The sequence below is a fragment of the Streptomyces ureilyticus genome, assembly GCF_011045025.1.
GTDB classification, from domain to species: domain Bacteria; phylum Actinomycetota; class Actinomycetes; order Streptomycetales; family Streptomycetaceae; genus Streptomyces; species Streptomyces ureilyticus.
On the sequence record NZ_JAAKZX010000051.1, the window covers coordinates 12916 to 39107 of the forward strand.

22 protein-coding genes are annotated in these 26192 nt (G+C 69.4%); 19 read left to right on the forward strand and 3 right to left on the reverse strand.

Annotated features, from left to right (window positions below; genetic code table 11):
• Positions 1-136 precede the first annotated feature (136 nt).
• The 13 genes from G6048_RS18125 (at position 137) to G6048_RS18185 (ending at position 14221) form a co-directional block, all read left to right on the forward strand.
• Positions 137-1654 (forward strand): UDP-N-acetylmuramoyl-L-alanyl-D-glutamate--2,6-diaminopimelate ligase, encoded by a 1518-nt coding sequence (locus tag G6048_RS18125; protein WP_165340595.1) that lies wholly within the window; start codon positions 137-139, stop codon positions 1652-1654.
• A 4-nt stretch (positions 1655-1658) separates the two neighbouring features.
• Positions 1659-3077 carry a UDP-N-acetylmuramoyl-tripeptide--D-alanyl-D-alanine ligase gene (locus G6048_RS18130; protein WP_165340596.1) on the forward strand — a complete coding sequence of 473 codons (1419 nt, stop codon included), beginning with the start codon at positions 1659-1661 and terminating at the stop codon, positions 3075-3077.
• A complete protein-coding gene (gene mraY, locus G6048_RS18135; RefSeq protein WP_165340597.1) occupies positions 3074-4147 on the forward strand; it encodes a phospho-N-acetylmuramoyl-pentapeptide-transferase in 1074 nt (357 codons plus the stop codon). Before G6048_RS18130 ends, mraY begins: the two co-directional genes overlap by 4 nt.
• A complete protein-coding gene (gene murD, locus G6048_RS18140) occupies positions 4144-5556 on the forward strand; it encodes a UDP-N-acetylmuramoyl-L-alanine--D-glutamate ligase (protein WP_328826273.1) in 1413 nt (470 codons plus the stop codon). The genes mraY and murD overlap by 4 nt, the downstream gene beginning before the upstream one ends.
• A gap of 93 nt (positions 5557-5649) precedes the next feature.
• On the forward strand, positions 5650-7005 hold the full coding sequence (gene ftsW, locus G6048_RS18145; protein ID WP_165340599.1) for a putative lipid II flippase FtsW: 1356 nt from the start codon (positions 5650-5652) through the stop codon (positions 7003-7005).
• A gap of 6 nt (positions 7006-7011) precedes the next feature.
• Complete coding sequence (gene murG / locus G6048_RS18150; protein WP_165340600.1) at positions 7012-8100, forward strand: undecaprenyldiphospho-muramoylpentapeptide beta-N-acetylglucosaminyltransferase; 1089 nt, start codon at positions 7012-7014, stop codon at positions 8098-8100.
• A gap of 23 nt (positions 8101-8123) precedes the next feature.
• Positions 8124-8930: a cell division protein FtsQ/DivIB gene (locus G6048_RS18155; RefSeq protein ID WP_165340601.1), complete on the forward strand. Its 807-nt coding sequence runs from the start codon at positions 8124-8126 to the stop codon at positions 8928-8930.
• A 286-nt stretch (positions 8931-9216) separates the two neighbouring features.
• The gene (ftsZ, locus tag G6048_RS18160) at positions 9217-10407 is read left to right on the forward strand and encodes a cell division protein FtsZ (protein ID WP_165340602.1); all 1191 of its coding nucleotides are present in this window, start codon (positions 9217-9219) and stop codon (positions 10405-10407) included.
• 26 nt (positions 10408-10433) lie between these two features.
• Positions 10434-11141, forward strand: coding sequence for a peptidoglycan editing factor PgeF (pgeF, locus tag G6048_RS18165; protein ID WP_165340603.1), 708 nt, complete (start codon positions 10434-10436; stop codon positions 11139-11141).
• 6 nt (positions 11142-11147) lie between these two features.
• Positions 11148-11867 (forward strand): YggS family pyridoxal phosphate-dependent enzyme, encoded by a 720-nt coding sequence (locus G6048_RS18170; RefSeq protein WP_165340604.1) that lies wholly within the window; start codon positions 11148-11150, stop codon positions 11865-11867.
• Between the two features lie 128 nt (positions 11868-11995).
• Positions 11996-12637, forward strand: a complete 642-nt coding sequence (locus G6048_RS18175; RefSeq protein ID WP_165340605.1) for a cell division protein SepF — start codon at positions 11996-11998, stop codon at positions 12635-12637.
• A gap of 50 nt (positions 12638-12687) precedes the next feature.
• Entirely contained in the window at positions 12688-12972 is a 285-nt protein-coding gene (locus G6048_RS18180) for a YggT family protein (RefSeq protein WP_033318070.1), read from the forward strand.
• A gap of 55 nt (positions 12973-13027) precedes the next feature.
• Positions 13028-14221 (forward strand): DivIVA domain-containing protein, encoded by a 1194-nt coding sequence (locus G6048_RS18185; RefSeq protein ID WP_165340606.1) that lies wholly within the window; start codon positions 13028-13030, stop codon positions 14219-14221.
• Between the two features lie 188 nt (positions 14222-14409).
• On the opposite strand, the gene ileS is transcribed toward G6048_RS18185, so the two are convergent.
• Entirely contained in the window at positions 14410-17559 is a 3150-nt protein-coding gene (gene ileS, locus G6048_RS18190; protein WP_165340607.1) for an isoleucine--tRNA ligase, read from the reverse strand.
• A 612-nt stretch (positions 17560-18171) separates the two neighbouring features.
• Between ileS and G6048_RS18200 the strand changes: the two genes are divergently transcribed.
• The 5 genes from G6048_RS18200 to G6048_RS18220 all read left to right on the forward strand — a co-directional run bounded on the left by G6048_RS18200 (position 18172) and on the right by G6048_RS18220 (position 22552).
• On the forward strand, positions 18172-19440 hold the full coding sequence (locus tag G6048_RS18200; protein WP_165340608.1) for a TraR/DksA family transcriptional regulator: 1269 nt from the start codon (positions 18172-18174) through the stop codon (positions 19438-19440).
• An 88-nt stretch (positions 19441-19528) separates the two neighbouring features.
• Positions 19529-20212, forward strand: a complete 684-nt coding sequence (gene lspA, locus G6048_RS18205; protein ID WP_165340609.1) for a signal peptidase II — start codon at positions 19529-19531, stop codon at positions 20210-20212.
• Between the two features lie 97 nt (positions 20213-20309).
• Positions 20310-21254 (forward strand): RluA family pseudouridine synthase, encoded by a 945-nt coding sequence (locus G6048_RS18210; RefSeq protein WP_165340610.1) that lies wholly within the window; start codon positions 20310-20312, stop codon positions 21252-21254.
• Complete coding sequence (locus tag G6048_RS18215) at positions 21251-21718, forward strand: GNAT family N-acetyltransferase (RefSeq protein WP_165340611.1); 468 nt, start codon at positions 21251-21253, stop codon at positions 21716-21718. Before G6048_RS18210 ends, G6048_RS18215 begins: the two co-directional genes overlap by 4 nt.
• Before the next feature lie 93 nt (positions 21719-21811).
• Positions 21812-22552, forward strand: coding sequence for an SDR family NAD(P)-dependent oxidoreductase (locus G6048_RS18220; protein ID WP_165340612.1), 741 nt, complete (start codon positions 21812-21814; stop codon positions 22550-22552).
• A gap of 100 nt (positions 22553-22652) precedes the next feature.
• Here G6048_RS18220 and G6048_RS18225 read toward each other — a convergent pair whose 3' ends face one another.
• Positions 22653-23771: a mechanosensitive ion channel family protein gene (locus G6048_RS18225; protein ID WP_165340613.1), complete on the reverse strand. Its 1119-nt coding sequence runs from the start codon at positions 23769-23771 to the stop codon at positions 22653-22655.
• Between the two features lie 137 nt (positions 23772-23908).
• On the opposite strand from G6048_RS18225, the gene G6048_RS18230 reads away from it, so the two are divergent.
• The gene (locus G6048_RS18230; protein ID WP_165340614.1) at positions 23909-24478 is read left to right on the forward strand and encodes a dienelactone hydrolase family protein; all 570 of its coding nucleotides are present in this window, start codon (positions 23909-23911) and stop codon (positions 24476-24478) included.
• 28 nt (positions 24479-24506) lie between these two features.
• On the opposite strand, the gene G6048_RS18235 is transcribed toward G6048_RS18230, so the two are convergent.
• Positions 24507-26189, reverse strand: coding sequence for an alkaline phosphatase D family protein (locus G6048_RS18235; RefSeq protein WP_165340615.1), 1683 nt, complete (start codon positions 26187-26189; stop codon positions 24507-24509).
• Positions 26190-26192 lie beyond the last annotated feature (3 nt).

Here is a 26192-nt window from a genome sequence, read left to right on the forward strand (position 1 = left end):
CGTGACAACGATCACTTCTGACCCGGGGAAACATCCGGAGCCCCGCCCCTCGCTTCGCAGAGCCGGGGGCGCGCCCGGTACGCTCACCGCCGTGCCACACGCTGATCAGTCCCAAACCACCCAGAAGGGCGTACCTGTGACATTTCCGGGGCCGCCGCGACCGGTTCAGGTCTCCGCCACGGACCTGGCGGACCTCGCCGATCAGCTGGGTGTCACCGCCCTCGCTGCGGCCGAGGTCACGGGCATCACCCACGACTCCCGGGCCGTACGCCCCGGCGACCTCTACGCCGCCCTGCCCGGCGCCCGGCTGCACGGAGCCGACTTCGTGACGCAGGCCGCGGGCCTGGGCGCGGCGGCGGTGCTCACGGACCGGACCGGCGCGGAGCGGGCCGCCGCGACCGGCCTTCCGGTCCTCGTCGTCGACGATCCGCGCGGACGGATGGGCGAGCTGGCGGCCACGATCTACGGTCACCCCGGCCGTGATCTCCTCCAGATCGGCATCACGGGTACCTCGGGCAAGACCACGACGGCGTACCTCATCGAGGGCGGCCTGAAGACGGTCCGTAGCACCGGACTCATCGGCACGGTCGAGATGCGTATCGGCGACGAGCGCATCAAGTCGGAGCGGACGACTCCCGAGGCCACCGACCTCCAGGCGCTGTTCGCGGTGATGCGTGAGCGCGGCGTGGACGCGGTCGCCATGGAGGTCTCCAGCCACGCACTGGTCCTCGGCCGGGTCGACGGCTGTGTCTTCGACATCGCCGTCTTCACCAACCTCAGTCCGGAGCACATGGAGTTCCACTCCGACATGGAGGACTACTTCGGGGCCAAGGCGCAGCTGTTCACGCCGAAACGCAGCCGTTTCGGCGTGGTCAACTTCGATGACGAGTACGGACGGAGGCTCGTCAAGGAAGCCACCGTCCCTGTGGTGACGTTTTCCGCCGAGGGACACCCGGACGCCGACTGGCGTGCCGAGGACGTCGAGGTCGGTCCGCTGGACTCGACGTTCGTCGCGATCGGCCCCAAGGGGGAGCGGATCAGCGCCAAGTCGCCGCTCGCGGGCCCCTTCAACGTCGCCAACACCCTCGCCGCGGTCGTCGCCCTGGCCGCCGCCGGGCTCGACGCCCAGACCGCGGCCGACGGCATCGCCGCCGTACCGGGTGTGCCGGGCCGCCTGGAACGCGTGGACGCCGGCCAGCCGTACCTCGCGGTCGTCGACTACGCGCACAAGACGGACGCCGTGGAATCGGTGCTGCGCGCCCTGCGCAAGGTCACCGAGGGCAAGATCCACATCGTGCTCGGCTGCGGCGGAGACCGTGACAAGTCCAAGCGGATGCCGATGGGCGCCGCCGCGGCCCGCCTCGCCGACACCGCCGTACTGACGTCGGACAACCCCCGCTCCGAGGACCCCCTCGCGATCCTCGCCACCATGCTCGCGGGCGCCGCAGACGTACCGGCGCACGAGCGCGGCGAGGTCGCGGTCTTCGAGGACCGGGCCGCCGCGATCGCCGCGGCCGTCGCCCGCGCCGAACCCGGCGACACCGTGCTGATCGCGGGTAAGGGCCACGAGCAGGGCCAGGACATCGCCGGGGTGGTCCGTCCCTTCGACGACCGCCAGGTACTTCGCGAAGCTATCCAGAAGACCCAGGGATGAACTTGTGATCGCCCTCTCTCTCGCCGAGATCGCCTCAGTCGTCGGCGGGCAGACGTACGACATACCGGATCCGTCGGTCCAGATCACCGGACCGGTCGTCAGGGACTCCCGTGAGGTGGAGCCAGGCAGTCTGTTCGTCGCCTTCGTGGGCGAGCGCGTGGACGGTCACGACTTCGCCGCACAGGTCGTCGAGGAGGGCGCCGCCGCCGTTCTGGCGTCCCGGCCCGTCGGCGTGCCCGCGATCATCGTGGACGACGTCCAGGCGGCCCTCGGCGCCCTCGCCCGCCACGTCGTCGAGCGACTCGGCACGACCCTCGTGGCCCTCACCGGTTCCGCGGGCAAGACCAGCACCAAGGACCTGATCGCGCAGGTACTCCGGCGCAAGGCCCCGACCGTGTTCACGCCGGGCTCGCTCAACAACGAGATCGGGCTGCCCCTCACCGCGCTCAGCGCCACCGAGGAGACGAAGTTCCTCGTCCTGGAGATGGGCGCCCGCGGCATCGGCCACATCCGCTACCTCGCGGACTTGACCCCGCCGAAGATCGGCCTCGTCCTGAACGTCGGCACCGCGCACATCGGCGAGTTCGGCGGACGGGAGCAGATCGCCCAGGCCAAGGGCGAGCTGGTGGAGGCGCTCCCCGAAGGGGGCGCCGCGATTCTCAATGCCGACGATCCCCTCGTACGCGCCATGGCGTCCCGTACGAAGGCACGCGTGATCCTCTTCGGGGAGTCCGGCGAAGCGGACGTACGGGCCGAGAACGTGCGGCTCACGGAGAGCGGACAGCCCGCGTTCAGGCTTCACACACCCTCCGGTGCAAGCGATGTGACCATGCGCCTGTACGGTGAGCACCACGTGTCGAACGCGCTCGCCGCGGCCGCCGTCGCCCATGAGCTGGGCATGTCCGCAGACGAGATCGCCGTCGCGCTCTCCGAGGCGGGCTCCCTCTCCCGCTGGCGGATGGAGGTCACCGAGCGCCCGGACGGCGTGACGGTCGTCAACGACGCCTACAACGCGAACCCCGAATCCATGCGGGCGGCTCTGCGCGCGCTGGCTGCCATGGGCGGAGCCTCACGGGCACGGGGGGGCCGGACCTGGGCGGTGCTCGGCAAGATGGCCGAGCTCGGGGACGAGGCGCTCGCCGAGCACGACGCGGTCGGACGGCTCGCCGTCCGGCTCAACGTCAGCAAGCTCGTCGCGGTCGGGGGCAGGGAAGCGTCCTGGCTCCAACTGGGCGCATATAACGAGGGTTCGTGGGGTGAGGAGTCGGTGCACGTGTCCGACGCACAGGCGGCTGTCGACCTGTTGCGCAATGAGCTGCGCCCGGGGGACGTCGTGCTCGTGAAGGCGTCCAGATCGGTGGGGCTCGAGTGGGTGGCCCAGGCACTGCTCGAGGGTGCCGAGGGTGAGGTCGCCGCCCGATGATGAACCAGATCCTGTTCTCGGGAGTCATCGGCCTGTTCCTGACTCTCGTGGGCACCCCGCTGCTGATCAAACTCCTCGCCCGCAAGGGCTACGGCCAGTACATCCGCGACGACGGCCCGCGCGAGCACCACGCCAAGCGCGGTACGCCGACCATGGGCGGCATCGCCTTCATCCTGGCCACGATCATCGCGTACTTCCTCAGCAAGGTGATCACCGGCAAGCCGCCGACGTTCTCCGGGGTGCTGGTGCTCGGGCTGATGGGCGGCATGGGCCTGGTCGGTTTCCTCGACGACTACATCAAGATCGTCAAGCGGAGGTCGCTCGGTCTGCGGGCCAAGGCCAAGATGGCCGGCCAGCTGATCGTCGGCATCAGTTTCGCCGTGCTCTCGCTGCAGTTCGCGGACAGCCGGGGCCAGACGCCGGCCTCCACGAAGCTCTCCTTCGTACAGGACTTCGGCTGGACCATCGGACCGGTGCTGTTCGTGGTCTGGGCGCTGTTCATGATCCTCGCCATGTCGAACGGCGTGAACCTCACCGACGGTCTGGACGGCCTCGCCACCGGCGCCTCCGTCATGGTCTTCGGCGCCTACACGTTCATCGGTGTCTGGCAGTTCCAGGAGTCCTGCGCCAACGGGGACACGCTGACCAACCCGACCGCCTGCTTCGAAGTACGAGATCCACTCGACCTCGCGGTCGTCGCCTCCGCACTGATGGGCGCCTGCTTCGGCTTCCTGTGGTGGAACACCTCACCCGCCAAGATCTTCATGGGCGACACCGGCTCGCTGGCGCTCGGCGGCGCGCTCGCCGGACTCGCCATCTGCTCCCGCACCGAGCTGCTGCTCGCGCTGCTCGGCGGTCTCTTCGTCCTGATCACCATGTCGGTCGTCATCCAGGTCGGCTCCTTCCGGCTGACCGGCAAGCGCGTCTTCCGCATGGCCCCGCTCCAGCACCACTTCGAACTCAAGGGGTGGTCCGAAGTCCTTGTCGTGGTCCGCTTCTGGATCATCCAGGGCATGTGCGTGATCGTGGGGCTGGGTCTCTTCTACGCAGGGTGGGCGGCCGACAAGTGACCAATTGGCAGGGCCGGAACATCACCGTGGCCGGCCTCGGCGTGAGCGGCATCAGCGCCGCCCGCGCCCTGGCCGGCCTCGGCGCGTCCGTCACGGTCGTCGACGGGGGCTCCTCCCCGGCACTCCGGGAGCGGGCCGAATCCCTTGAGACAGAGGGCATTTCGGTACGTCTCGGGGACGCCGAGAACCTTCCCGAGGGCACCGACCTCGTGGTCACCTCGCCGGGCTGGAAGCCCACCTCGCCGCTCTTCGCCGCGGCCGCGAAGGCGGGCGTGGACGTAGTCGGTGACGTAGAGATCGCCTGGCTTCTGCGTGGCCCCGACGCAGCCCCTTGGCTCGCCGTCACGGGCACCAACGGCAAGACCACCACCACGCAGATGCTCGCGTCGATCCTGAGCGCCGCGGGCCTGCGTACGGCCGCCGTGGGCAACATCGGCACGCCGATCATCGATGTCGTGCTGAGCGAGGAACCGTATGACGTCCTCGCCGTCGAACTCTCCAGCTACCAGCTGCACTGGGCGCCCTCCCTGCGCGCCCACTCCGCCGTCGTGCTCAACCTCGCGCCCGACCACCTCGACTGGCACGGCTCCATGGAGGCCTACGCCGCCGACAAGGGCCGTATCTACGAGGGCAATCGGGTCGCCTGCGTCTACAACGTCGCGGACAAGGCCACCGAGGACCTGGTGCGCGCGGCGGACGTCGAGGAGGGCTGCCGGGCGATCGGCTTCACGCTGGGCACGCCCGGGCCGTCCCAACTCGGCGTCGTGGAGGGCCTCCTGGTCGACCGCGCCTTTGTCGAGGACCGGCACAAGCAGGCCCAGGAACTCGCCGAGGTCGGCGACGTCCAGCCGCCCGCCCCGCACAACATCGCCAACGCCCTTGCGGCGGCGGCCCTCGCGCGCGCCTACGGAGCGCCCGCCACGGCCGTACGCGACGGGCTGCGGGCCTTCCGCCCGGACGCGCACCGCATCCAGCACATCGCCGACGTCGGCGGGGTCGCCTACATCGACGACTCCAAGGCCACCAACACGCATGCGGCGGAAGCCTCTTTGGCGGCGTACGAGTCGATCGTGTGGATCGCCGGAGGGCTCGCCAAGGGAGCGACCTTCGACGAACTGGTCGCCAAGTCGGCAAAGCGACTTCGGGGCGTCGTCCTGTTCGGTGCCGACCGGGCCCTGATCCGGCAGGCGCTGGCGCGACACGCGCCCGAGGTACCGGTCGTCGACCTCGACCGGACCGACACTGGGGCGATGCTCGAGGCCGTCCAGGAGGCGACGCGGCTCGCCCACGCCGGAGACACGGTGCTCATGGCTCCCGCCTGTGCCTCCATGGACATGTTCACCAACTACAACCAGCGCGGCGACATGTTCGCGGAGGCCGTCCGCGAACTCGGCGCCGCGAGCGCCTGACAGCGGGGCGGGCCGGTCCGGGCGCTCGGGACCCTTGGGAGGGACGCGTGACGCCATCGTGGCCGGTGCATCGTGGGCCGCTGGACGGTGCCGATGCCGAGTAACCGCACCGGCCGGCCCGTCGCGCCGCGCGTCACCGGGCGCCCCGCCGTCTCCCGTCCGCCGGGCGACAACCCCGTGCGCCGCCTCTACACGCGTGCGCGCCGTGCCTGGGACCGGCCGCTGACCGCGTACTACCTGATCCTCGGCAGCAGCATGCTGATCACCGTGCTGGGGATCGTGATGGTGTACTCGGCCTCCCAGATCAAGGCGCTGCAACTGTCGCTGCCGGGAACGTACTTCTTCCGGAAGCAGTTCCTGGCGGCCGTGCTGGGCACGGTCCTGCTGCTGATCGCCTCCCGGATGCCGTCCAAGCTGCACCGCGCGCTGGCGTATCCGATGCTCCTGGGCTCCGTCTTCCTGATGGTCCTGGTGCAGATTCCGGGGATAGGGGTGGCGGTGAACGGCAACCAGAACTGGATCTCCATCGGCGGCCCGTTCCAGCTCCAGCCCAGTGAGTTCGGCAAGCTCGCGCTCGTACTGTGGGGCGCCGATCTGCTCGCCCGTAAACAGGACAAGCGGCTGCTGACCCAGTGGAAGCACATGCTCGTGCCGCTCGTGCCGGTGGCCTTCATGCTGCTCGGACTGATCATGCTCGGCGGCGACATGGGCACGGCGATCATCCTCACCGCGATCCTGTTCGGGCTGCTCTGGCTGGCCGGAGCTCCGACGCGGCTCTTCGCGGGCGTACTGGCCATCGCCGGGACGATCGGTCTGATGCTGATCACGACCAGCCAGAACCGTATGGCGCGGCTGGCCTGCATCGGCGCCACCGAGCCAGGACCGAACGACACGTGCTGGCAGGCCGTGCACGGAATCTACGCCCTCGCCTCCGGCGGAATTTTCGGTTCCGGCCTCGGTGCGAGCGTGGAGAAATGGGGCCAACTCCCAGAAGCGCACACAGACTTCATCTTCGCCATCACCGGGGAGGAACTGGGCCTGGCGGGGACGCTGTCGGTACTCGCCCTCTTCGCCGCTCTAGGCTATGCGGGTATCCGCGTGGCCGGACGCACGGAGGACCCCTTCGTGAGGTATGCCGCGGGAGGCGTGACCACCTGGATCACGGCCCAGGCCGTGATCAACATCGGTGCGGTGCTCGGTCTGCTGCCGATCGCCGGAGTCCCGCTCCCGCTGTTCTCCTACGGGGGTTCCGCTTTGCTGCCGACCATGTTCGCCATCGGGCTCCTGATCGCCTTCGCGCGGGAGGATCCCGCTGCGCGGATGGCGCTTGCGATGCGACAACCACGCTTTGGTAGAAAGCGGGCTGGAGGTTCCGGAACCAGTCGGAGACCTCGGAGCTGGAACACGATGCGACGGCGTGCCTCGGCGCGTTCGTCCGGAGAGCGGTGAATTTCGGTGCATGTCGTACTCGCCGGCGGAGGGACCGCCGGTCACATCGAGCCCGCGCTCGCCCTCGCGGACGCCCTGCGCAGGCAGGACCCGACCGTGGGCATCACGGCCCTGGGCACGGAGCGCGGACTCGAGACCCGGCTCGTGCCCGAGCGGGGCTATGAGCTCGCGCTGATCCCCGCCGTCCCGCTGCCCCGCAAACCCACCCCCGAGCTGATCACCGTCCCCGGGCGGCTGCGCGGCACGATCAAGGCGGCCGAGCAGATCCTGGAGCGCACCAAGGCCGACGCCGTCGTCGGCTTCGGCGGCTACGTCGCCCTGCCCGGCTACCTCGCGGCCAAGCGCCTCGGCGTCCCGATCGTCATCCACGAGGCCAACGCGCGGCCAGGCCTGGCCAACAAGATCGGTTCGAGGTACGCCGCCCAGGTCGCCGTCTCGACTCCGGACAGCAAGCTCCGCGGTGCCCGCTACATCGGCATCCCGCTGCGCCGCTCCATCTCGACCCTCGACCGGGCCGCCGTACGCCCCGAGGCCCGCGCCGCCTTCGGTCTCGACCCCGCCCTGCCGACCCTGCTGGTCTCCGGCGGCTCACAGGGCGCCCGCCGCCTCAACGAGGTGGTCCAGCAGGTCGCCCCGTACCTCCAGCAGGCCGGCATCCAGGTCTTGCACGCGGTCGGCCCCAAGAACGAGCTGCCGCAGGTCCAGCAGATGCCGGGGATGCCCCCGTACATCCCGGTACCGTACGTGGACCGGATGGATCTCGCGTACGCCGCGGCCGACATGATGCTCTGCCGGGCGGGCGCGATGACCGTCGCCGAACTCGCCGCCGTCGGACTGCCCGCCGCTTACGTCCCGCTGCCGATCGGCAACGGCGAACAGCGGCTGAACGCCCAGCCGGTGGTCAAGGCGGGCGGCGGACTCCTCGTCGACGACGCGGAACTGACGCCCCAGTGGGTCCAGTCCAACGTCCTGCCCGTGCTCGCGGATCCGCACCGGCTGTTCGAGATGTCCCGCGCCGCCACGGAGTTCGGCCGCCGGGACGCCGACGAGCTGCTCGTCGGGATGGTGTACGAGGCGATCGCGTCACGCCGCTAACGCGTGACAGAAGGCAGGGGAGCGTGGCCGGACCGACGACCGCAGAGCGCGGCGACCGCGAGAGACTTCGGCCCGGCCCGCCCCGGCCGCCCCGCCTCAGGAGGCTGTCCCGGCCTCGTAGGCTCCTCGTCCTGCTCGTCTGCGTCGTACTCCTCGCCGTGGGCGGCGTCTGGCTGCTCTACGGCTCGGCGTGGCTGCGCGCGGAGCGCGTATCGCCTTCGGGGATGCGGGTCCTGACGGACGAGCAGGTGCTCGCGGCGGCGGACGTGCCGCGCGGGTCGCCGTTGATTTCCATCGACACCGATGCCATTGAGGCAAGACTGCGTACGAAATTGCCCCGAATTGACTCGGTTGATGTCACCCGTTCCTGGCCCGACGAAATCGGGCTGAAAGTGAAAGAACGTACTCCGGTTCTGGTGGTGAAAAAAGGTGGAAAGTTCGTCGAAGTGGACGCCGGGGGAGTGCGATACGCCACGGTTTCCCGCGCTCCGAGTGGGGTGCCCGAACTGAAATTGACGGTGCCTCAGTCTTCCTCGGGAACCGCGCAGTCCGCGAGCCTTCGACGCTTCGGAACCGGCCGGCTGGTGCTCGAGGCGGTACGCGTCGCGGGTGCCCTTCCGGCCGCCGTCGCGCGCGAGACCCGTACCGTCAAGGTCCGTTCGTACGACTCCATCTCGCTGGAGTTGAGCGGAAACCGGACCGTCGCGTGGGGCAGTGCCGAGAAGGGCCGCGCCAAGGCCAGAACGCTGACCGCTCTCATGAAAGCCGCATCCGACGCAAGGCACTTCGATGTCAGTGTTCCCACCGCCCCTGCGTCATCAGGGAGTTGACGCACATACGCGCAGGCCAGCACCCTGGTTGGGCAGTGCTACGGCTGATCACATAGGGTGAAAAGAAAAACGGGAGGTTCGGCGTGTTCGTTGAACGTGCGCCACTTGTCGACTTAGTGTCCTGTTCGGAAGGGTCAGACGAAAACCAGCAACGGACACACTGGTAACCCTAAACTTCAGCGTTAGGGTTCGGGTCGGCGTTCGGACCGTCCCATTCGGCATCAGTCGTCGGATCGCGGGCAACCGCGAGGCGGCGACACGTAACTCGAGGCGAGAGGCCTTCGACGTGGCAGCACCGCAGAACTACCTCGCAGTCATCAAAGTCATCGGTGTCGGCGGCGGTGGTGTCAATGCCATCAACCGGATGATCGAGGTCGGTCTCAAGGGCGTCGAGTTCATCGCCATCAACACCGACGCGCAAGCCCTGTTGATGAGCGACGCCGACGTCAAGCTCGACGTCGGCCGTGAACTCACCCGCGGACTCGGCGCCGGAGCCAACCCGGCCGTCGGCCGCAAGGCCGCCGAGGATCACCGCGAGGAGATCGAGGAGGTCCTCAAGGGGGCCGACATGGTCTTCGTGACGGCCGGTGAAGGCGGCGGCACCGGCACCGGCGGCGCGCCCGTCGTGGCCAACATCGCCCGTTCCCTCGGCGCCCTCACCATCGGCGTGGTCACGCGCCCGTTCACCTTCGAGGGCCGGCGCCGCGCCAACCAGGCCGAGGACGGCATCGCCGAGCTCCGCGAAGAGGTCGACACCCTCATCGTCATCCCGAACGACCGGCTGCTGTCCATCTCGGACCGCCAGGTCAGCGTGCTCGACGCCTTCAAGTCCGCCGACCAGGTGCTGCTTTCCGGTGTCCAGGGCATCACCGACCTCATCACCACCCCCGGTCTCATCAACCTCGACTTCGCCGACGTCAAGTCCGTGATGTCCGAAGCGGGTTCGGCGCTCATGGGCATCGGCTCCGCCCGCGGCGACGACCGTGCGGTGGCCGCCGCCGAGATGGCGATCTCTTCGCCGCTCCTGGAAGCCTCCATCGACGGCGCCCGTGGCGTACTGCTCTCCATCTCCGGCGGCTCCGACCTCGGCCTGTTCGAGATCAACGAAGCCGCCCAGCTGGTGAGCGAGGCCGCACACCCCGAGGCCAACATCATCTTCGGCGCGGTGATCGACGACGCCCTCGGCGACGAGGTCCGGGTCACGGTCATCGCGGCCGGCTTCGACGGCGGACAGCCCCCGTCCAAGCGGGACAACGTCCTCGGCTCCTCCGCCAAGCGCGAGGAGTCCTCGTCGGTACGGCCCTCCGAGAGCCGCCCGTCCTTCGGCTCGCTCGGCAGCGTCACGCCGCGCGAGGAGACGCAGGAGCCCGCCCCCGAGCCGGTGAACGAACTGCCGGTCGCCCCGCCCGTCCCGCCGTCGCGGACCTACTCCGACAGCGCGGCCGAGGAACTGGACGTGCCGGACTTCCTCAAGTGATAGGACATCGCTCCGAAACGAGCACAGTGGGCGGCGCCCACTTCGCCTTCACCGACAGGTGGGGCGGGGTGAGCGCCGTTCCGTACGAGGAGCTCAACCTCGGCGGAGCCGTCGGCGACGACCCCGACGCCGTACGCACCAATCGCGAACTGGCTGCCAAGTCGCTCGGCCTCGATCCTGCCCGGGTCGTCTGGATGAACCAGGTGCACGGGCGGGACGTGGCGGTGGTCGACGAACCCTGGGGGGACCGTCCCGTGCCGGAGGTCGACGCCGTCGTCGCCAACCGCCGTGGTCTCGCCCTCGCCGTCCTCACCGCCGACTGCACGCCCGTCCTGCTCGCCGATCCCGACGCCGGAGTCGTCGCCGCCGCTCATGCGGGACGGCCCGGCATGGTCGCCGGGGTCGTGCCCGCCGCCGTCGCGGCGATGGTCGGCCTCGGCGCGGAGCCGGGCCGGATCGTCGCCCGCACCGGCCCCGCCGTCTGCGGCCGTTGCTACGAGGTGCCGGACGCGATGCGCGCCGAGGTCGCCGCCGTCGAGCCGGCGGCGTACGCCGAGACCAGTTGGGGAACTCCGGCGGTCGACGTGACCGCGGGAGTGCACGCCCAGCTGGAGCGGCTCGGGGTGCGCGACCGGGAGCAGTCGCCGGTGTGCACGCTCGAATCGGGCGACCACTTCTCGTACCGTCGCGATCGCACCACCGGTCGGCTCGCGGGCTATGTGTGGCTGGACTGATGGGACATGACGGACCGTAAGGCGCAACTCGCCAGAAATCTCGCACAAGTTGAGGAACGCATCACTGCGGCCTGTGTGGCCGCGGGCCGCAAGCGCGAAGAGGTGACCCTCATCGTGGTCACCAAGACCTACCCCGCGAGCGATGTGCGCATCCTGTCGGAACTCGGTGTGCGGCACGTCGCCGAGAACCGGGACCAGGACGCGGCGCCCAAGGCCGCCGAGTGCTCGGATCTGCCCCTCACCTGGCACTTCGTCGGTCAGTTGCAGACCAACAAGGTGCGTTCCGTGGTCGGTTATGCGGGAATTGTGCAGTCGGTCGACCGGTCCCGGCTCGTCACGGCTCTGTCGAAGGAAGTCGTACGTGCCGGGCGCGAGGTGGGCTGTCTCATCCAGGTCGCGCTCGACGCGGACGCGAGCGGCCGGGGGGCGCGCGGGGGCGTAGGGCCGGACGGAGTCGAAGAGTTGGGCGAACTTGTCGTGAGGGCTCCGGGGTTGCGACTTGACGGACTGATGACCGTCGCTCCGCTCACCGGACCGTACGCGGGGCGTGAACAGGCGGCGTTCGAGCGGTTGATGGATTTGTCGACTGACCTGCGCAGGGCTCATCCGGCTGCGAACATGGTCTCGGCAGGGATGAGTTCGGACCTCGAACAGGCCGTGGCGGCCGGAGCGACACATGTACGCGTCGGCACCGCGGTACTCGGAGTCCGTCCCGGGCTCGGGTAACGTCGCCAAGAAGTCGGACCACAGCAGAAAATATGGTCATTACCGCCGAAAGCGGCATAACGACCTCGTGGATCGCGGGCACTTGGCAATAGTCAGCCGATCCACCACAGAGCGGAGGACTCAGAGCAATGGCCGGCGCGATGCGCAAGATGGCGGTCTACCTCGGCCTCGTGGAGGACGATGGGTACGACGGCAGGGGCTTCGACCCCGACGACGACTTCGAGCCCGAGCTTGATCCCGAGCCCGAGCGGGACCGCCGGCGGCACGAGCCGCCGCATCAGTCGCACCAGTCGCATCAGTCCCAACGGGACGAATCGGTACGAGTGGTGCAGCCTCCGGTGCAGCGTGATCCCGTGTCACATTCCCCTTCGCTATCGGCGGAATCCGGACGTCCGGCGCGAATCGCCCCCGTGGCGTCCATCACACAAGAACGTCAAAGCCTGGAGAAGAACGCACCGGTGATCATGCCCAAGGTCGTGTCGGAACGAGAGCCGTACCGGATCACCACACTGCACCCTCGGACCTACAACGAGGCCCGTACCATCGGGGAACACTTCCGTGAAGGCACCCCGGTGATCATGAACTTGACCGAGATGGATGACACCGATGCCAAGCGACTTGTCGACTTTGCTGCCGGTTTGGTGTTTGGTCTTCATGGGAGTATCGAGAGGGTGACGCAGAAGGTGTTCCTGTTGTCGCCTGCTAACGTCGATGTCACGGCGGAGGACAAGGCCCGCATCGCAGAGGGCGGGTTCTTCAACCAGAGCTGATACGTAGGACCGGACAGAGCACAGCAACAGGGGAGAGGGAAGCGCGGATCATGAGCGTGGTCTTGGATGTTGTCTACATCGCGCTGATGTGTTTCCTCATCGTGTTGATCTTCCGGCTTGTCATGGACTACGTCTTCCAGTTCGCCCGCTCATGGCAACCCGGCAAGGCGATGGTGGTCGTTCTCGAGGCCACCTACACTGTCACGGATCCACCGCTCAAGCTTCTGCGGCGGTTCATCCCGCCGCTGCGTCTCGGGGGCGTGGCGCTCGACCTGTCCTTCTTCGTACTGATGATCATCGTCTACATCCTGATCTCCGTTGTGAGCCGGCTGTGAACGATACGGTCTTGCCGAACGCCGACGATGCCGACGACTACGTTGAGGTGAAGAGATGCCGTTGACCCCCGAGGACGTGCGGAACAAGCAGTTCACGACCGTCCGCCTCCGAGAAGGCTATGACGAGGACGAGGTCGATGCCTTCCTCGATGAGGTCGAAGCCGAACTGACCCGCCTGCTCCGCGAGAACGAGGACCTGCGCGCCAAGCTGGCCGCCGCCACGCGTGCCGCCGCGCAGAACCAGCAGCAGGGCATGCGCAAGCCGCCTGAACCCCAGGATCAGGGGCAACAGGGGCCGCCGCAGGGTATGCGCGGTGGTCCGGAGGGTATGCGCGGTGGTCCGGGCGGTCCCGTACCCGCCGGCATATCGGGCCCGCCGCAGCAGCAGATGGGTGGCCCCATGGGTGGTCCGCCCGCGCTGCCGAGCGGTGCACCGCAGCTGCCTGCCGGCCCCGGCGGACAGGGCGGTCCGCAGGGGCCCGGTGGTCCCGGCCAGATGGGCCAGGGGCCGATGGGGCAGGGTCAGATGGGTCAGGGCCCCGGCCCGATGCAGGGGCAGCTGCCGCAGCAGATGGGTGGCCCGATGGGCGGTCCCATGGGTGGCCCCATGGGCGGTCCTCCGCAGCAGATGGGCGGCCCCGGCCAGGGTGGTCCGGGTGGCGACAGCGCGGCCCGCGTGCTCTCACTGGCTCAGCAGACCGCCGACCAGGCGATCGCCGAGGCGCGTTCCGAGGCCAACAAGATCGTCGGTGAGGCGCGCAGCCGTGCCGAGGGTCTGGAGCGGGACGCCCGCGCCAAGGCGGACGCCCTGGAGCGGGACGCGCAGGAGAAGCACCGCGTAGCGATGGGCTCCCTGGAGTCCGCTCGCGCCACGCTGGAGCGCAAGGTCGAGGATCTGCGCGGCTTCGAGCGCGAGTACCGTACGCGGCTCAAGTCCTACCTCGAGTCCCAGCTGCGTCAGCTGGAGACTCAGGCGGACGACTCGCTGGCTCCGCCGCGTCAGCCCGCGGCCGCCTCGCTGCCGTCGTCGTCGCCGTCCATGGCGCCGGCCGGTGCGAGCGCGCCGTCGTACGGCGGCAACCAGTCGATGGGTGGCCCGGCCCCCGCTGCTCCGTCCTACGGCGGCCAGCAGCAGATGTCCCCGGCCATGACCCAGCCGATGGCGCCGGTACGGCCGCAGGGCCCGTCGCCGATGGGCCAGGCTCCTTCGCCGATGCGTGGGTTCCTGATCGACGAGGACGACAACTGACGGCCTCTAATACGCCTTAGGCGTCGGCAGCGTTCAGGGCGAGGCCCCCGGATTTCCGGGGGCCTCGCCTTTTGTCTCGCCCTTTTGTGCTGACCTGGCGAGCGTCTGTGCGTGGGCACGCAACGCCGAAGGCCCGGACCCGCCAAGGAAGTTCGGCGGGCCCGGGCCTTTGCGCGTGCTGTGCGTGCTTACGCCTTGCGGAGGCGGAACGTCAGCTGCAGCGACTCGTCCGTGAACGGGGCGCCGAATGTGTCGTCCGCCTCGCCGGAGTCGAAGTCCGTGGCGAGGACCTCGTCCGCGATGAGGGCGGAGTGCTCCGTGAGGGCCGCGGTGACCTTCGGGTCCGTGGAGGTCCAGCGCAGGGCGATGCGGTCGGCCACGTCGAGGCCACTGTTCTTGCGGGCCTCCTGGATCAGGCGGATCGCGTCACGGGCCAGGCCCGCCTGGCGCAGCTCCTCGGTGATCTCCAGGTCGAGGGCGACCGTCGCGCCGGAGTCCGAGGCGACGGACCAGCCCTCGCGCGGGGTCTCCGTGATGATGACCTCGTCCGGGGCGAGGGGTACGGTCTCGCCGTCGACCTCGACCGAGGCCGTACCCTCGCGCAGGGCCAGGGACAGCGCTGCCGCGTCCGCGTTCGCGACGGCCTTGGCCACGTCCTGGACACGCTTGCCGAACCGCTTGCCCAGCGCACGGAAGTTGGCCTTGGCGGTCGTGTCGACCAGCGAGCCGCCCACGTCACTCAGCGACGCCAGCGAGGAAACGTTCAGTTCTTCCGTGATCTGCGCGTGCAGCTCGGCGTCGAGCGCCTCGAAGCCGTTCGCCGCGACCAGCGCACGCGACAGCGGTTGACGCGTCTTCACGCCCGACTCCGCTCGCGTGGCACGGCCCAGCTCCACGAGACGGCGTACGAGCACCATCTGCTTCGACAGCTCCGGATCGATGACGGACAGATCCGCCTCGGGCCAGGACGACAAGTGTACGGACTCGGGGGCGCCCGGCGTCACCGGCACCACCAGGTCCTGCCAGACCCGCTCGGTGATGAACGGTGTCAGCGGGGCCATCAGACGTGTGACCGTCTCGACGACCTCGTGCAGGGTGCGCAGCGCCGCCTTGTCGCCCTGCCAGAAGCGGCGACGGGAGCGGCGTACGTACCAGTTGGAAAGGTCGTCGACGAATGCCGACAGGAGCTTTCCGGCGCGCTGGGTGTCGTACGCCTCCAGGGACTGGGTCACCTGGTCGGTGAGCGCGTGGAGTTCGGACAGGAGCCAGCGGTCCAGGACCGGGCGGTCGGCCGGAGCCGGGTCCGCGTCACTGGGCGCCCAGTTCGACGTGCGGGCGTACAGGGCCTGGAAGGCGACCGTGTTCCAGTACGTCAGGAGCGTCTTGCGGACGACCTCCTGGATGGTGTTGTGGCCGACGCGGCGGGCCGCCCAGGGGGAGCCGCCGGCCGCCATGAACCATCGGACCGCGTCCGCGCCGTGCTGGTCCATCAGCGGGATCGGCGGGAGCATGTTGCCCAGGTGCTTGGACATCTTGCGGCCGTCCTCGGCGAGGATGTGGCCCAGGCAGACGACGTTCTCGTACGAGGACTTGTCGAAGACCAGCGTGCCGACGGCCATCAGCGTGTAGAACCAGCCACGCGTCTGGTCGATGGCCTCGCTGATGAACTGCGCGGGGTAGCGGGACTCGAAGAGGTCCTTGTTCTTGTACGGGTAGCCCCACTGCGCGAACGGCATCGAACCCGAGTCGTACCAGGCGTCGATGACCTCCGGCACGCGCGTGGCCGTCTGCCCGCAGCCGTCCTGGGGGCACGCGAACGTGACCTCGTCGATGTACGGGCGGTGCGGGTCGAGGTTCGACTGGTCCGTGCCGGTCAGCTCGGTCAGCTCGGCCCGGGAGCCCACGCAGGTGAGGTGGTCGTTCTCGCAGCGCCAGACGGGCAGCGGCGTGCCCCAGTAGCGGTTGCGGGACAGGGCCCAGTCGATGTTGTTGTTCAGCCAGTCGCCGTAGCGGCCGTGCTTGACCGTCTCCGGGAACCAGTTGGTCTTCTCGTTCTCCTGGAGGAGGCGGTCCTTGACGGCCGTGGTGCGGATGTACCAGGACGGCTGCGCGTAGTAGAGGAGCGCGGTGTGGCAGCGCCAACAGTGCGGGTAGCTGTGCTCGTACGGGGTGTGCTTGAAGAGCAGACCGCGTCGCTGGAGGTCCTCGGTGAGCTTTTCGTCCGCCTTCTTGAAGAAGATGCCGCCGACGAGGGGGACGTCCTCTTCGAAGGTGCCGTCGGGACGGACGGGGTTGACCACCGGAAGGCCGTACGCGCGGCAGACCCTGAGGTCGTCCTCACCGAAGGCGGGGGACTGGTGGACCAGACCCGTACCGTCGTCGGTCGTGACGTACTCGGCGTTGACGACGTAGTGGGTCTCGACGTCGGCCGGGAACTCTACGAGCTCGAACGGACGTTGGTAGGACCAGCGCTCCATTTCGGCGCCCGTGAAGGTCTGGCCGGTGGTCTCCCAGCCCTCGCCCAGGGCCTTGGCGACGAGCGGCTCGGCGACGACGAGCTTCTCCTCGCCGTTGGTCGCGACGACGTAGGTGACCTCGGCGTGGGCGGCGACCGCGGTGTTGGACACCAGGGTCCACGGGGTGGTCGTCCACACCAGGAGCGCGGCTTCGCCCGCGAGCGGACCTGAGGTGAGCGGGAAACGGACGTACACCGACGGGTCAACGACCGTCTCGTAGCCCTGTGCCAGCTCGTGGTCCGACAGGCCCGTGCCGCAGCGCGGGCACCAGGGGGCGACGCGGTGGTCCTGGACCAGCAGGCCCTTGTTGAAGATCTCCTTGAGCGACCACCAGACCGACTCGACGTACTCCGGGTCCATCGTGCGGTACGGGTCGCTGAGGTCGGTCCAGTACCCCATGCGGGTCGTGAGCTCTTCGAAGGCGTCGGTGTGGCGGGTCACGGACTCGCGGCACTTGGCGTTGAACTCCGCGATGCCGTACGCCTCGATGTCCTTCTTGCCGTTGAAGCCGAGCTCCTTCTCCACCGCCAGCTCCACGGGCAGGCCGTGGCAGTCCCACCCGGCCTTGCGGGCCACGTGGTAGCCGCGCATGGTGCGGAAGCGGGGGAAGACGTCCTTGAAGACGCGGGCTTCGATGTGGTGGGTGCCCGGCATGCCGTTGGCGGTGGGCGGGCCCTCGTAGAACACCCACTCCGGGCGGCCCTCGGACTGCTCCAGGCTCTTGGCGAAGATCTTCTGCTCACGCCAGAAGTCGAGCACGGCGTGCTCGAGGGCGGGCAGGTCGACCTGGGCGGGCACCTGGCGGTACTGCGTCGGTTTCATCGGCGAGCTTCCTCCGGCGGACTTTCTGCCTTCCGTCGGAGGGACGAGAGTCGTGTTGCCACCTGCGCCGTGTGCGGCGCGCTCCCGCGGTACCACCCTCCTTGGCCCTCCGGGGCGCTGTGCTCCGGTGAGCCCCCTCATTGGGGTCGCGATGCCGGTTCTACCGGCCGCGGCTGGTCGCTGCGGCTTTCTTCCGGCGGCTCCGGGGTGATCTTCACGTCGCGCTCGCCCCCGGGCTCGCACCGTTCCCGGGTCGCTCATGGCTGCGTACGTCGCTACTCGTCCCCATCCACGCTTTTCGCTCCGCCCAGTGTACGGCGCCGGACAGACCGCGGCCGACCGGTTTTCCGGGACCCATGGGCAGGGGCTCACAGGGCGTGGGGGAGGCGCACGGACTGACCCGAATGGCCAGCGGTCGTGGTTCGCCTCCCGGTACGGGGGACTCGGCGGATTACCTGGCGGGGAGCTGGGCACAACGCTTGCAGGCTCGCCACGTGGCACCTGAGAGGCGGGTGAATCGGGCAGCGTGCCCCGTTGCCGCGGGCCAGAAGTCGATTTATCGTCCCAGCACGATTCGCGAACAAGATCACAATATGTGAAGGGGCCGCGGCCATGGTGGCGAAGAAGACGGCCGTACCGCAGTCGGCGTCCAGGAGAACCACGGGGGCGGCGGGCGGTGCCGGAGCGGCGGCCAAGGATGTGAACGGGAAGAAGAGCACGCGGGGGCGCTCCGCTGCGGGGGCGGGTGTCGGTTCCCGTGCCGGCGGTGTTGCCGGTGGCGGGAAGCCGGAGGGTACGAAAGCGGCTGCCGTGAGCAAGAAGACGGCCGCTACGAAGACGGCTGGTTCGGGAGCCGGCGCTTCGAAGAGGGTGACTGCCAGGAAGGCTGCTTCAGGGACGGCTCGTCCGAAAGCCGGCGGCACGAAGACGCCCGCTGAGGAATCGGCCGCTGGGCAGGCGGCGGCCGCGAAGGCAGCCGTTGGGCAGACGGCGGCTACGAAGGCGGCCGGTGAGGAAACGGCCACCAAGAAGGAGGTGGCTTCGAAGGCGGTCGCCAAGAAGGGGGCTGCCGAGAAAGGGGTCACCAAGAAGGCCGCCATCGAAGAGGCAGTCGCCAAAGAGGCAGCCGCAAAGGAGGGCGCCTCCAAGAAGGCACCGGCCAAGAAGGCGGCGGTGAAGACCGCGGTGAGGAAGACCACCGGCGTGGCCGCCGAGGCCGCGGCAGGGAAGGCCGGCGGCAGGGAGATTCCCGGGAAGGGGGACGGCGGCAAGGAGGTTCCCGGCAAGGGGGCCGCTGGTAAGAAGCGCAGCGTCACGCGCACACGTACGGCCAAGAAAGCGGTCGCCTGCGCGGCCGAGGGTGCGGCCGAGGCCGCGAAGACGACGGGAGCCACGACGGTGGTTGCGAAGAAGACTCCTGGTACGGCCACGGCGGCGGGCAAGGCCACCGCGGTTCCCAAGGCGCGGCTTGCCGCTGCAGAGCCTGGCGAGCTCGCCGTACGCCCCGGAGAGGACCCCTGGACCCCGGAAGAGGTCGCGGAGGCGCGTGCGGAGCTGCTCGCGGAGGTGGTGCGACTACGCGCCGAGATCACCAACTCCGAGGAGTCGCTGGCGGGTCTGATGCGCGACTCCGGGGACGGTGCCGGCGACGATCAGGCGGACACCGGCACCAAGAACATCACGCGTGAGCACGAGATGGCGCTCGCGGCCAACGCCCGGGAGATGCTGGAGCAGACCGAGCGCGCCCTCGAGCGCCTGGACGCGGGCACGTACGGCCTCTGCGAGAGCTGCGGCAATCCCATCGGAAAGGCCCGTATGCAGGCCTTCCCGCGCGCCACCCTGTGCGTCGAATGCAAGCAGAAGACGGAGCGCCGCTCCTGAGCGGTCCGGTGCGCCCAAGGGGCACATGGGTGCCTGGAAGCGTGCCGTACTCTCGTCCTCAGTCAGGCACCTAGGTTGAGGGACACACGTGGCAGAGGCGGAGCGCATCATCGGTACGCCGGATATCCCGGAGGCGGCTGGGGCCGAGCCGGAGCACACCGACAAGAGCGCGGCGTCGGGCGAGCGGTCCGACTCCCGGGAGGCGAGGGAGTCGGACGGACTGGCCGAGGCATCCGGATCCGACTCAGGTTCCGAGGAGAAGGCGGCGCAGGCCGAGCGGCCCAGGGGCAAGCGCCGGATCGCCGTGCTGTTCACGGTCGCCGTCCTGGCATACGCCCTGGACCTGATCAGCAAGATCATCGTGGTCGCGAAGCTGGAGCACCATGAGCCGATCGAGATCATCGGGGACTGGCTGAGGTTCGAGGCGATCCGCAACGCGGGCGCGGCCTTCGGCTTCGGCGAGGCCTTCACGGTGATCTTCACGGTGATCGCGACGGCCGTGATCGTGGTGATCGCCCGCCTCGCGCGCAAGCTCTACAGCCTGCCCTGGGCCTTCGCGCTCGGCCTGCTGCTCGGCGGGGCGCTCGGCAACCTCACGGACCGGATCTTCCGCTCGCCGGGCGTCTTCGAGGGGGCGGTCGTCGACTTCATCGCCCCCAAGGGCTTCGCCGTCTTCAATCTCGCCGACTCGGCGATCGTCTGCGGCGGCATCCTGATCGTGCTGCTGTCGTTCCGCGGCCTCGACCCGGACGGCACTGTCCACAAAAGCTGAGCCCGCAGGACAGGAACTGGGTCTGAACTGAGCGCGCCCCCTTGGACCGTGCTCCCTCGCCGACGGTGCTGTCAGTCCCGTCCGGCATACTCGACGGGTGAGCACAGTTCCCGAGATCCGTACCCTGCCCGTGCCCGACGGCCTGGAGGGCGAGCGCGTCGACGCCGCCATATCACGCATGTTCGGCTTCTCCCGTACGAAGGCGGCCGAGCTGGCCGCGGCAGGCAAGGTGCTGGTCGACGGCACTGCGGTCGGCAAATCCGAGCGCGTGCAGGGCGGTGCGTGGCTGGAGGTCGAGATGCCGCAGGCGCCCGCGCCCGTGCAGATCGTCGCCGAGCCCGTCGAGGGCATGGAGATCGTGCACGACGACGATGACGTGGTGGTGATCGTCAAGCCCGTCGGGGTCGCCGCGCACCCCAGCCCCGGCTGGTCGGGCCCCACGGTGATCGGCGGGCTCGCGGCTGCCGGGTACCGCATCTCGACCTCGGGCGCCGCCGAGCGCCAGGGCATCGTGCACCGCCTGGACGTGGGCACGTCGGGCCTGATGGTGGTGGCCAAGTCGGAGTACGCGTACACGTCGCTCAAGCGCCAGTTCAAGGAGCGCACGGTCGACAAGCGCTACCACGCGCTGGTGCAGGGCCACCCGGACCCGACCAGCGGCACCATCGACGCGCCCATCGGACGGCACCCGAACCACGACTACAAGTGGGCGGTCACGGCCGAGGGCAAGCCCTCCGTGACGCATTACGACCTGGTCGAGGCGTTCCGCGCGGCCTCCTTGCTCGACATCAAGCTGGAGACCGGGCGCACGCATCAGATCCGCGTCCACATGGCGGCCCACCGGCATCCGTGCGTGGGCGACCTGACGTACGGCGCGGACCCGACGCTCGCCAAGCGGCTCGGGCTGACCCGGCAGTGGCTGCACGCCGTGCGGCTCGGCTTCGAGCACCCCGGGGACGGGCAGTGGGCCGAGTTCGCCTGCGACTACCCCGCGGACCTGCAGCAGGCGCTGGACCAGGTGCGGGAGGAGACCTACGCATGAGCGCGTCGTACGCGGTGCGGGTGGCCGAGGACCCAGCCGACCGCGAGGCCTGCTTCGCGGTGCGCAAGGAGGTCTTCGTCGTCGAGCAGCGGGTCCCCGAGGATCTGGAGTACGACGCGTACGACACCGATGCCGTGCATGTCCTCGCCGTCCGCGAGGACGGGGTGCCGATCGGCGCGGGGCGCCTGCTGTTCGGCGAGGCGGCGGCCGCCAAGACCGGTGGTGATCCCGGTGTCGGGTCCCTGGGGCGGCTCGCCGTCCTGAAGCCCGCGCGCGGGCTCGGTGTCGGCATCGCGCTCGTTCGGGGTATCGAGGACGCGGCACGCGCGCGTGGGCTGACGGCGGTCGATCTGCACGCGCAGACGCATGCGCTGGGGTTCTATGAGCGGCTGGGGTATGTGGCGTATGGACCGGAATATCTTGAGGCGGGGATTCCGCATCAGGCGATGAGGCGCTCTCTTTAGCTCCCTTTAGTTGCCGTCTCGGCTTTGAGTCTTCGCTTTGGCGTCCGTCAGCTTCGACTGCCGCCACAGCTGAGTCTTCGTAGGATCGATCTCATGGCGCGCAACGTGGTGATCAGCGGTGGCGGTACGGGGATCGGGCTCGCGGCGGCCCGGGCCTTCGCGGCGGACGGGGATCAGGTGCTGCTGCTCGGGCGCCGGGCCGAGGTGCTTCAGAAGGCGGAGGTGCCCAGAGCGCTCACGTACGCGGCTGATCTCAGCGAGGTCGAAGGGGTGCGTGGGGTCGAACGGTTCGTCGCCGCCGAGTTGGGCACCGTCGACGTACTCGTCCACAGCGCGGGTGGTGCCGGGTATCTGGAGCCGAAGGTCGGCAGCGACGATCCACTGGTGATCGCCGCGTACAATTGGACGCTCAACTTCCGGCTCAACACGCTGACGGCGGCGCTGCTCACCGAGGCGCTGCGGGACCGGCTCGCGTCGCCCGGCGGGCGGGTGCTGTTCCTCAGCTCGATCGCCGCCTATCGAGGTTCCGGGAGCGGGCCATACGCCGCGTCCAAGGCCGCGCTGCACCCGTACGCCTTCGACCTGGCCCGGCAGTTGGGGCCGCGCGGCGTCACCGTGAACGTGGTGGCGCCCGGTTATGTCGAGGACACCGGGTTCTTCGGCGAGACCATGGATGACGCGAGGCGCGAGCGGTTGATTGCCGAAACGTCGACGGGTCGTGCCGGGACGCCTGGTGACGTCGCCGCGACGCTTCACTGGCTGGCCTCGCCGGCGGCCGCACATATCACCGCCCAGATCATCCAGGTCAACGGCGGCGCGGAACGCGGACATTAGCCTCCGACGGTTGGGCAGGTTGGGTTCGTTTTTGGGTGCGGGTGCGTAGGTGGTTGCTCGCGCCCCCGGCGGAGCCGCTGATGTCACAGCCCCGCGCCCCTTAAGGGGCGCGTTCCGTTCGCGGCGGAGCGTGGAAGCGGCCCCGGTTCGTGCGCGGTAGCGAGCCGTCCGGCAGGAGGGAGCCCGGGGGGAGGATCGCGTCGGCCGTGTTGACGCGGGGGAGTGCGTAGGGGTGGTGTTCGGTGAGCCAGCGGAGGAGGTGCTCGCGGACCGTGACGCGGACCGTCCACAGGTCGTCGGGGTCCTTGGCGGTCACCAGGGCGCGCAGCTCCATGGTGGTGGGCGTCGAGTCGGTGACGGTCAGGTCGTAGTGGCGGCCGTCCCAGGCCGGGCACTCGCGCAGGATGTCGCGGAGTCGCTCGCGCATCGCCTCCAGGGGCGCGCTGTGATCGACGTGCAGGAAGACCGTGCCGGTCATCTGGACGCCGCCGCGGGACCAGTTCTCGAAGGGCTTGGACGTGAAGTAGGAGACCGGCATGGTGATCCGGCGCTCGTCCCAGGTGCGTACGGTCAGGAAGGTCAGCGTGATCTCGTCGACCGTGCCCCATTCGCCGTCCACCACCACGACGTCGCCGAGCCGCACCATGTCGCCGAAGGCGATCTGCAGCCCCGCGAAGAGATTGCTGAGCGTGGACTGCGCGGCGACACCGGCGACGATGCCGAGGATGCCGGCCGAGGCGAGCAGCGAGGCCCCGGCCGCCCGCATCGCGGGGAACGTGAACAGCATCGCGGCGATCGCCACCACGCCGACGATCGCCGTGACCACGCGCATGATCAGCGACACCTGGGTCCGCACACGGCGGAGCCGGGCCGGATCTCGGTGGGCGGACGCGTAACGGGCGTACGACGTCTCGACGATCGCCGCCGCGATCCGCACCACCAGCCAGGCGGCGGACCCGATGAGTACCAGTGTCAGGGTCCGGCCGATCACGGCGGAGTAGGACGGGAAGATCCGCGCCTGGTCGTACGAGCCTCTGAGGAACGCCGTGAGCAGCACGACCTGGAAGGGGATGCGGGCGCGGCGCAGCAGGCCCCATAGCGGGGTTTCGCTGTGCGCTTCGTCGATGCGTCGCATCAGCCGGTCCACGGCCCAGCCGATCACCAGGGTGAGGACGACGGAGCCGCCGACGACGATCAGCGGGCGCAGTACGTTCTCCATGCCCTCGACGGTAACCGGCTCCGGTCCGCCATGGACATGCGGCTCCGGTTTCCCGGTCATGGTTCCGGGCCCAGCCGCAGTCCGGGTCCCAGCTCCGGTCCGGCGCCGTTGTCAGTGCCGGCTGGCACGATGGCCTCATGGACATCATGCTCTTCCACTCGACCTATGGGCTGCGGCCCGCGGTGCGCGACGCGGCGGATCGACTGCGCGCGGCGGGCCACGAGGTGTGGACCCCCGACCTCTTCGAGGGGCGGACCTTCGAGACCGTCGAGGAAGGCATGGCCTTCAAGGACGAGATAGGCAAGGACGAGCTGCTCAAGCGCGCGATCCTGGCCGCCGCGCCCTACTCGGAGCGAGGTCTCGTCTACGCCGGGTTCTCCCTCGGCGCCGCGACCGCGCAGACGCTGGCGCTCGGCGACGAGAAGGCGCGAGGGCTCCTGCTGCTGCACGGCACCTCGGACATCGCGGAGAACGCGTCGGTGGACGAGCTGCCGGTCCAGCTGCACGTGGCCGAGCCGGACCCCTTCGAGCCCGACGACTGGCTGACCGCCTGGTATCTCCGGATGGGCAGGGCGGGCGCCGAGGTGGAGGTCTACAGATACGCCGGGGCCGGTCACCTCTACACCGATCCCGGCCTGCCGGACTACGACAAGGAGGCGGCCGAGGCCACCTGGCTGGTGGCGCTCGGCTTCCTCGACAGTCTCTGATCGACGGAAGTGAGGGGCAGAAGAAGGGTCAGTTCACCGGCGCGTACACCCGCTCGACCTTCTGCGTGCCGCTGCGCGTGCGGTACGAACGGGCCCAGGACGCCGTGGCATTGGCGCGTGTGCGGTCGGAGAGGACGTAGTAGTCCATCTGCGCGCGCTCGGCGGTGAGGTCCAGTACGCCGTAGCCGTGCCGGTCGGTGTCGACCCAGTGGACATGCCGGTTGGCCGCGCGGATCACGGGTGAGGCTACGGCCGAGATGGCGCCTTCGGGGACGTTGACCAGGTCGTCCAGGTTGTCGGAGGTGACGGAGGTGACGACGAACTCGGTGGCGGCGGAGGGGGACAGAGGGTACGTACCGGCGTTGACCGGCACGTCGTTGGCCCAGGCCATGTGGATGTCGCCGGTGAGGAAGACGGTGTTGCGGATGGCGTTGCTGCGCAGATGCGCGAGCAGTTCGCGACGGTCGTCGGTGTAGCCGTCCCACTGGTCGGTGTTGAGGGCGAGGCCCTCCTGCGGCAGGCCCAGCAGCTTGGCGAGCGGTTTCAGGATCTCGGCGGAGAGCGAGCCGATGGCGAACGGCGCGATCATCACCGAGTTGCCGACCAGCCGCCAGGTGGTGTCGGACGCTGCCAACCCCGTCTTCAGCCAGTCGAGTTGGGCCCGGCCCGTGAGCGTACGGTTCGGATCGTCGACGCCGCCGTTGCCGACCGACACCTGCTGCGAACGGAAGGACCGCAGGTCGAGCAGCGAGAGATCGGCCAGCTTGCCGAAGCGCAGTCGGCGATAGGTCGTGCCCTCGATCGCCGGGCGGACCGGCATCCACTCGAAGTAGGCCTGCTTGGCGGCCGCTTGGCGGGTCGAGTAGGTGCCCTCCGCGCCCTCGGTGTGGTTCTCGGCGCCGCCCGACCACGCGTCGTTGGCGAGCTCGTGGTCGTCCCAGATGGCGATGACGGGGGCGGTGGCGTGCAGAGCCTGTAGGTCCGGGTCGGTCTTGTAACGGCCGTGCCGTGTGCGGTAGTCGGCGAGCGTGAGGATCTCGTGGGCGGGCGCGTGCGGGCGTATGACGGTGCCGCGTGTCCCGTACTCGCCGGTGCCGTACTCGTAGATGTAGTCGCCCAGATGCAGCCAGGCGTCCAGGTCGCCGCGTGCGGCCAGGTGCCGGTACGCCGAGAAGTGGCCGGCCTCCCAGTTGGCGCAGGACACCACGCCGAAGCGCATGCCGGTCACGGCTGCGTCGGTGGCCGGGGCGGTGCGGGTGCGGGCGGCCGGGGAGTCGGTGCCGCCACTGGAGAAGCGGAACCAGTAATCCGTGGCGGGCTTCAGGCCGCGTATGTCCGCCTTGACGGTGTGGTCGGTGGTGGCGGACGCGGTGGTGGAGCCCTTGGCGACGACGTTCATGAACGTCTTGTCCAGGGCGACGGTCCAGCTCACCTCGACGTTCGGGCCGAGCCCGGAGCCGGGTACGGCCTCCGGTGTGGGCGTCACCCGGGTCCACAGCAGGATGCCGTCGGGCAGCGGGTCACCGGAGGCGACACCGTGCAGGAACGCGGGGGCCTCGGCTACGGCCCGGGCGGGTATCGCGGCGGCGAGAGGGCCCGCGAGTGCGGCGGTCGCCGCTGCCGCCTTGACGACCGTACGGCGGCGCGGGGCGGGCGAGTTGAGGGATTTGGGAGAATTGGGATCGGTGTGGGATCTGATGCGACTGGTCACAGG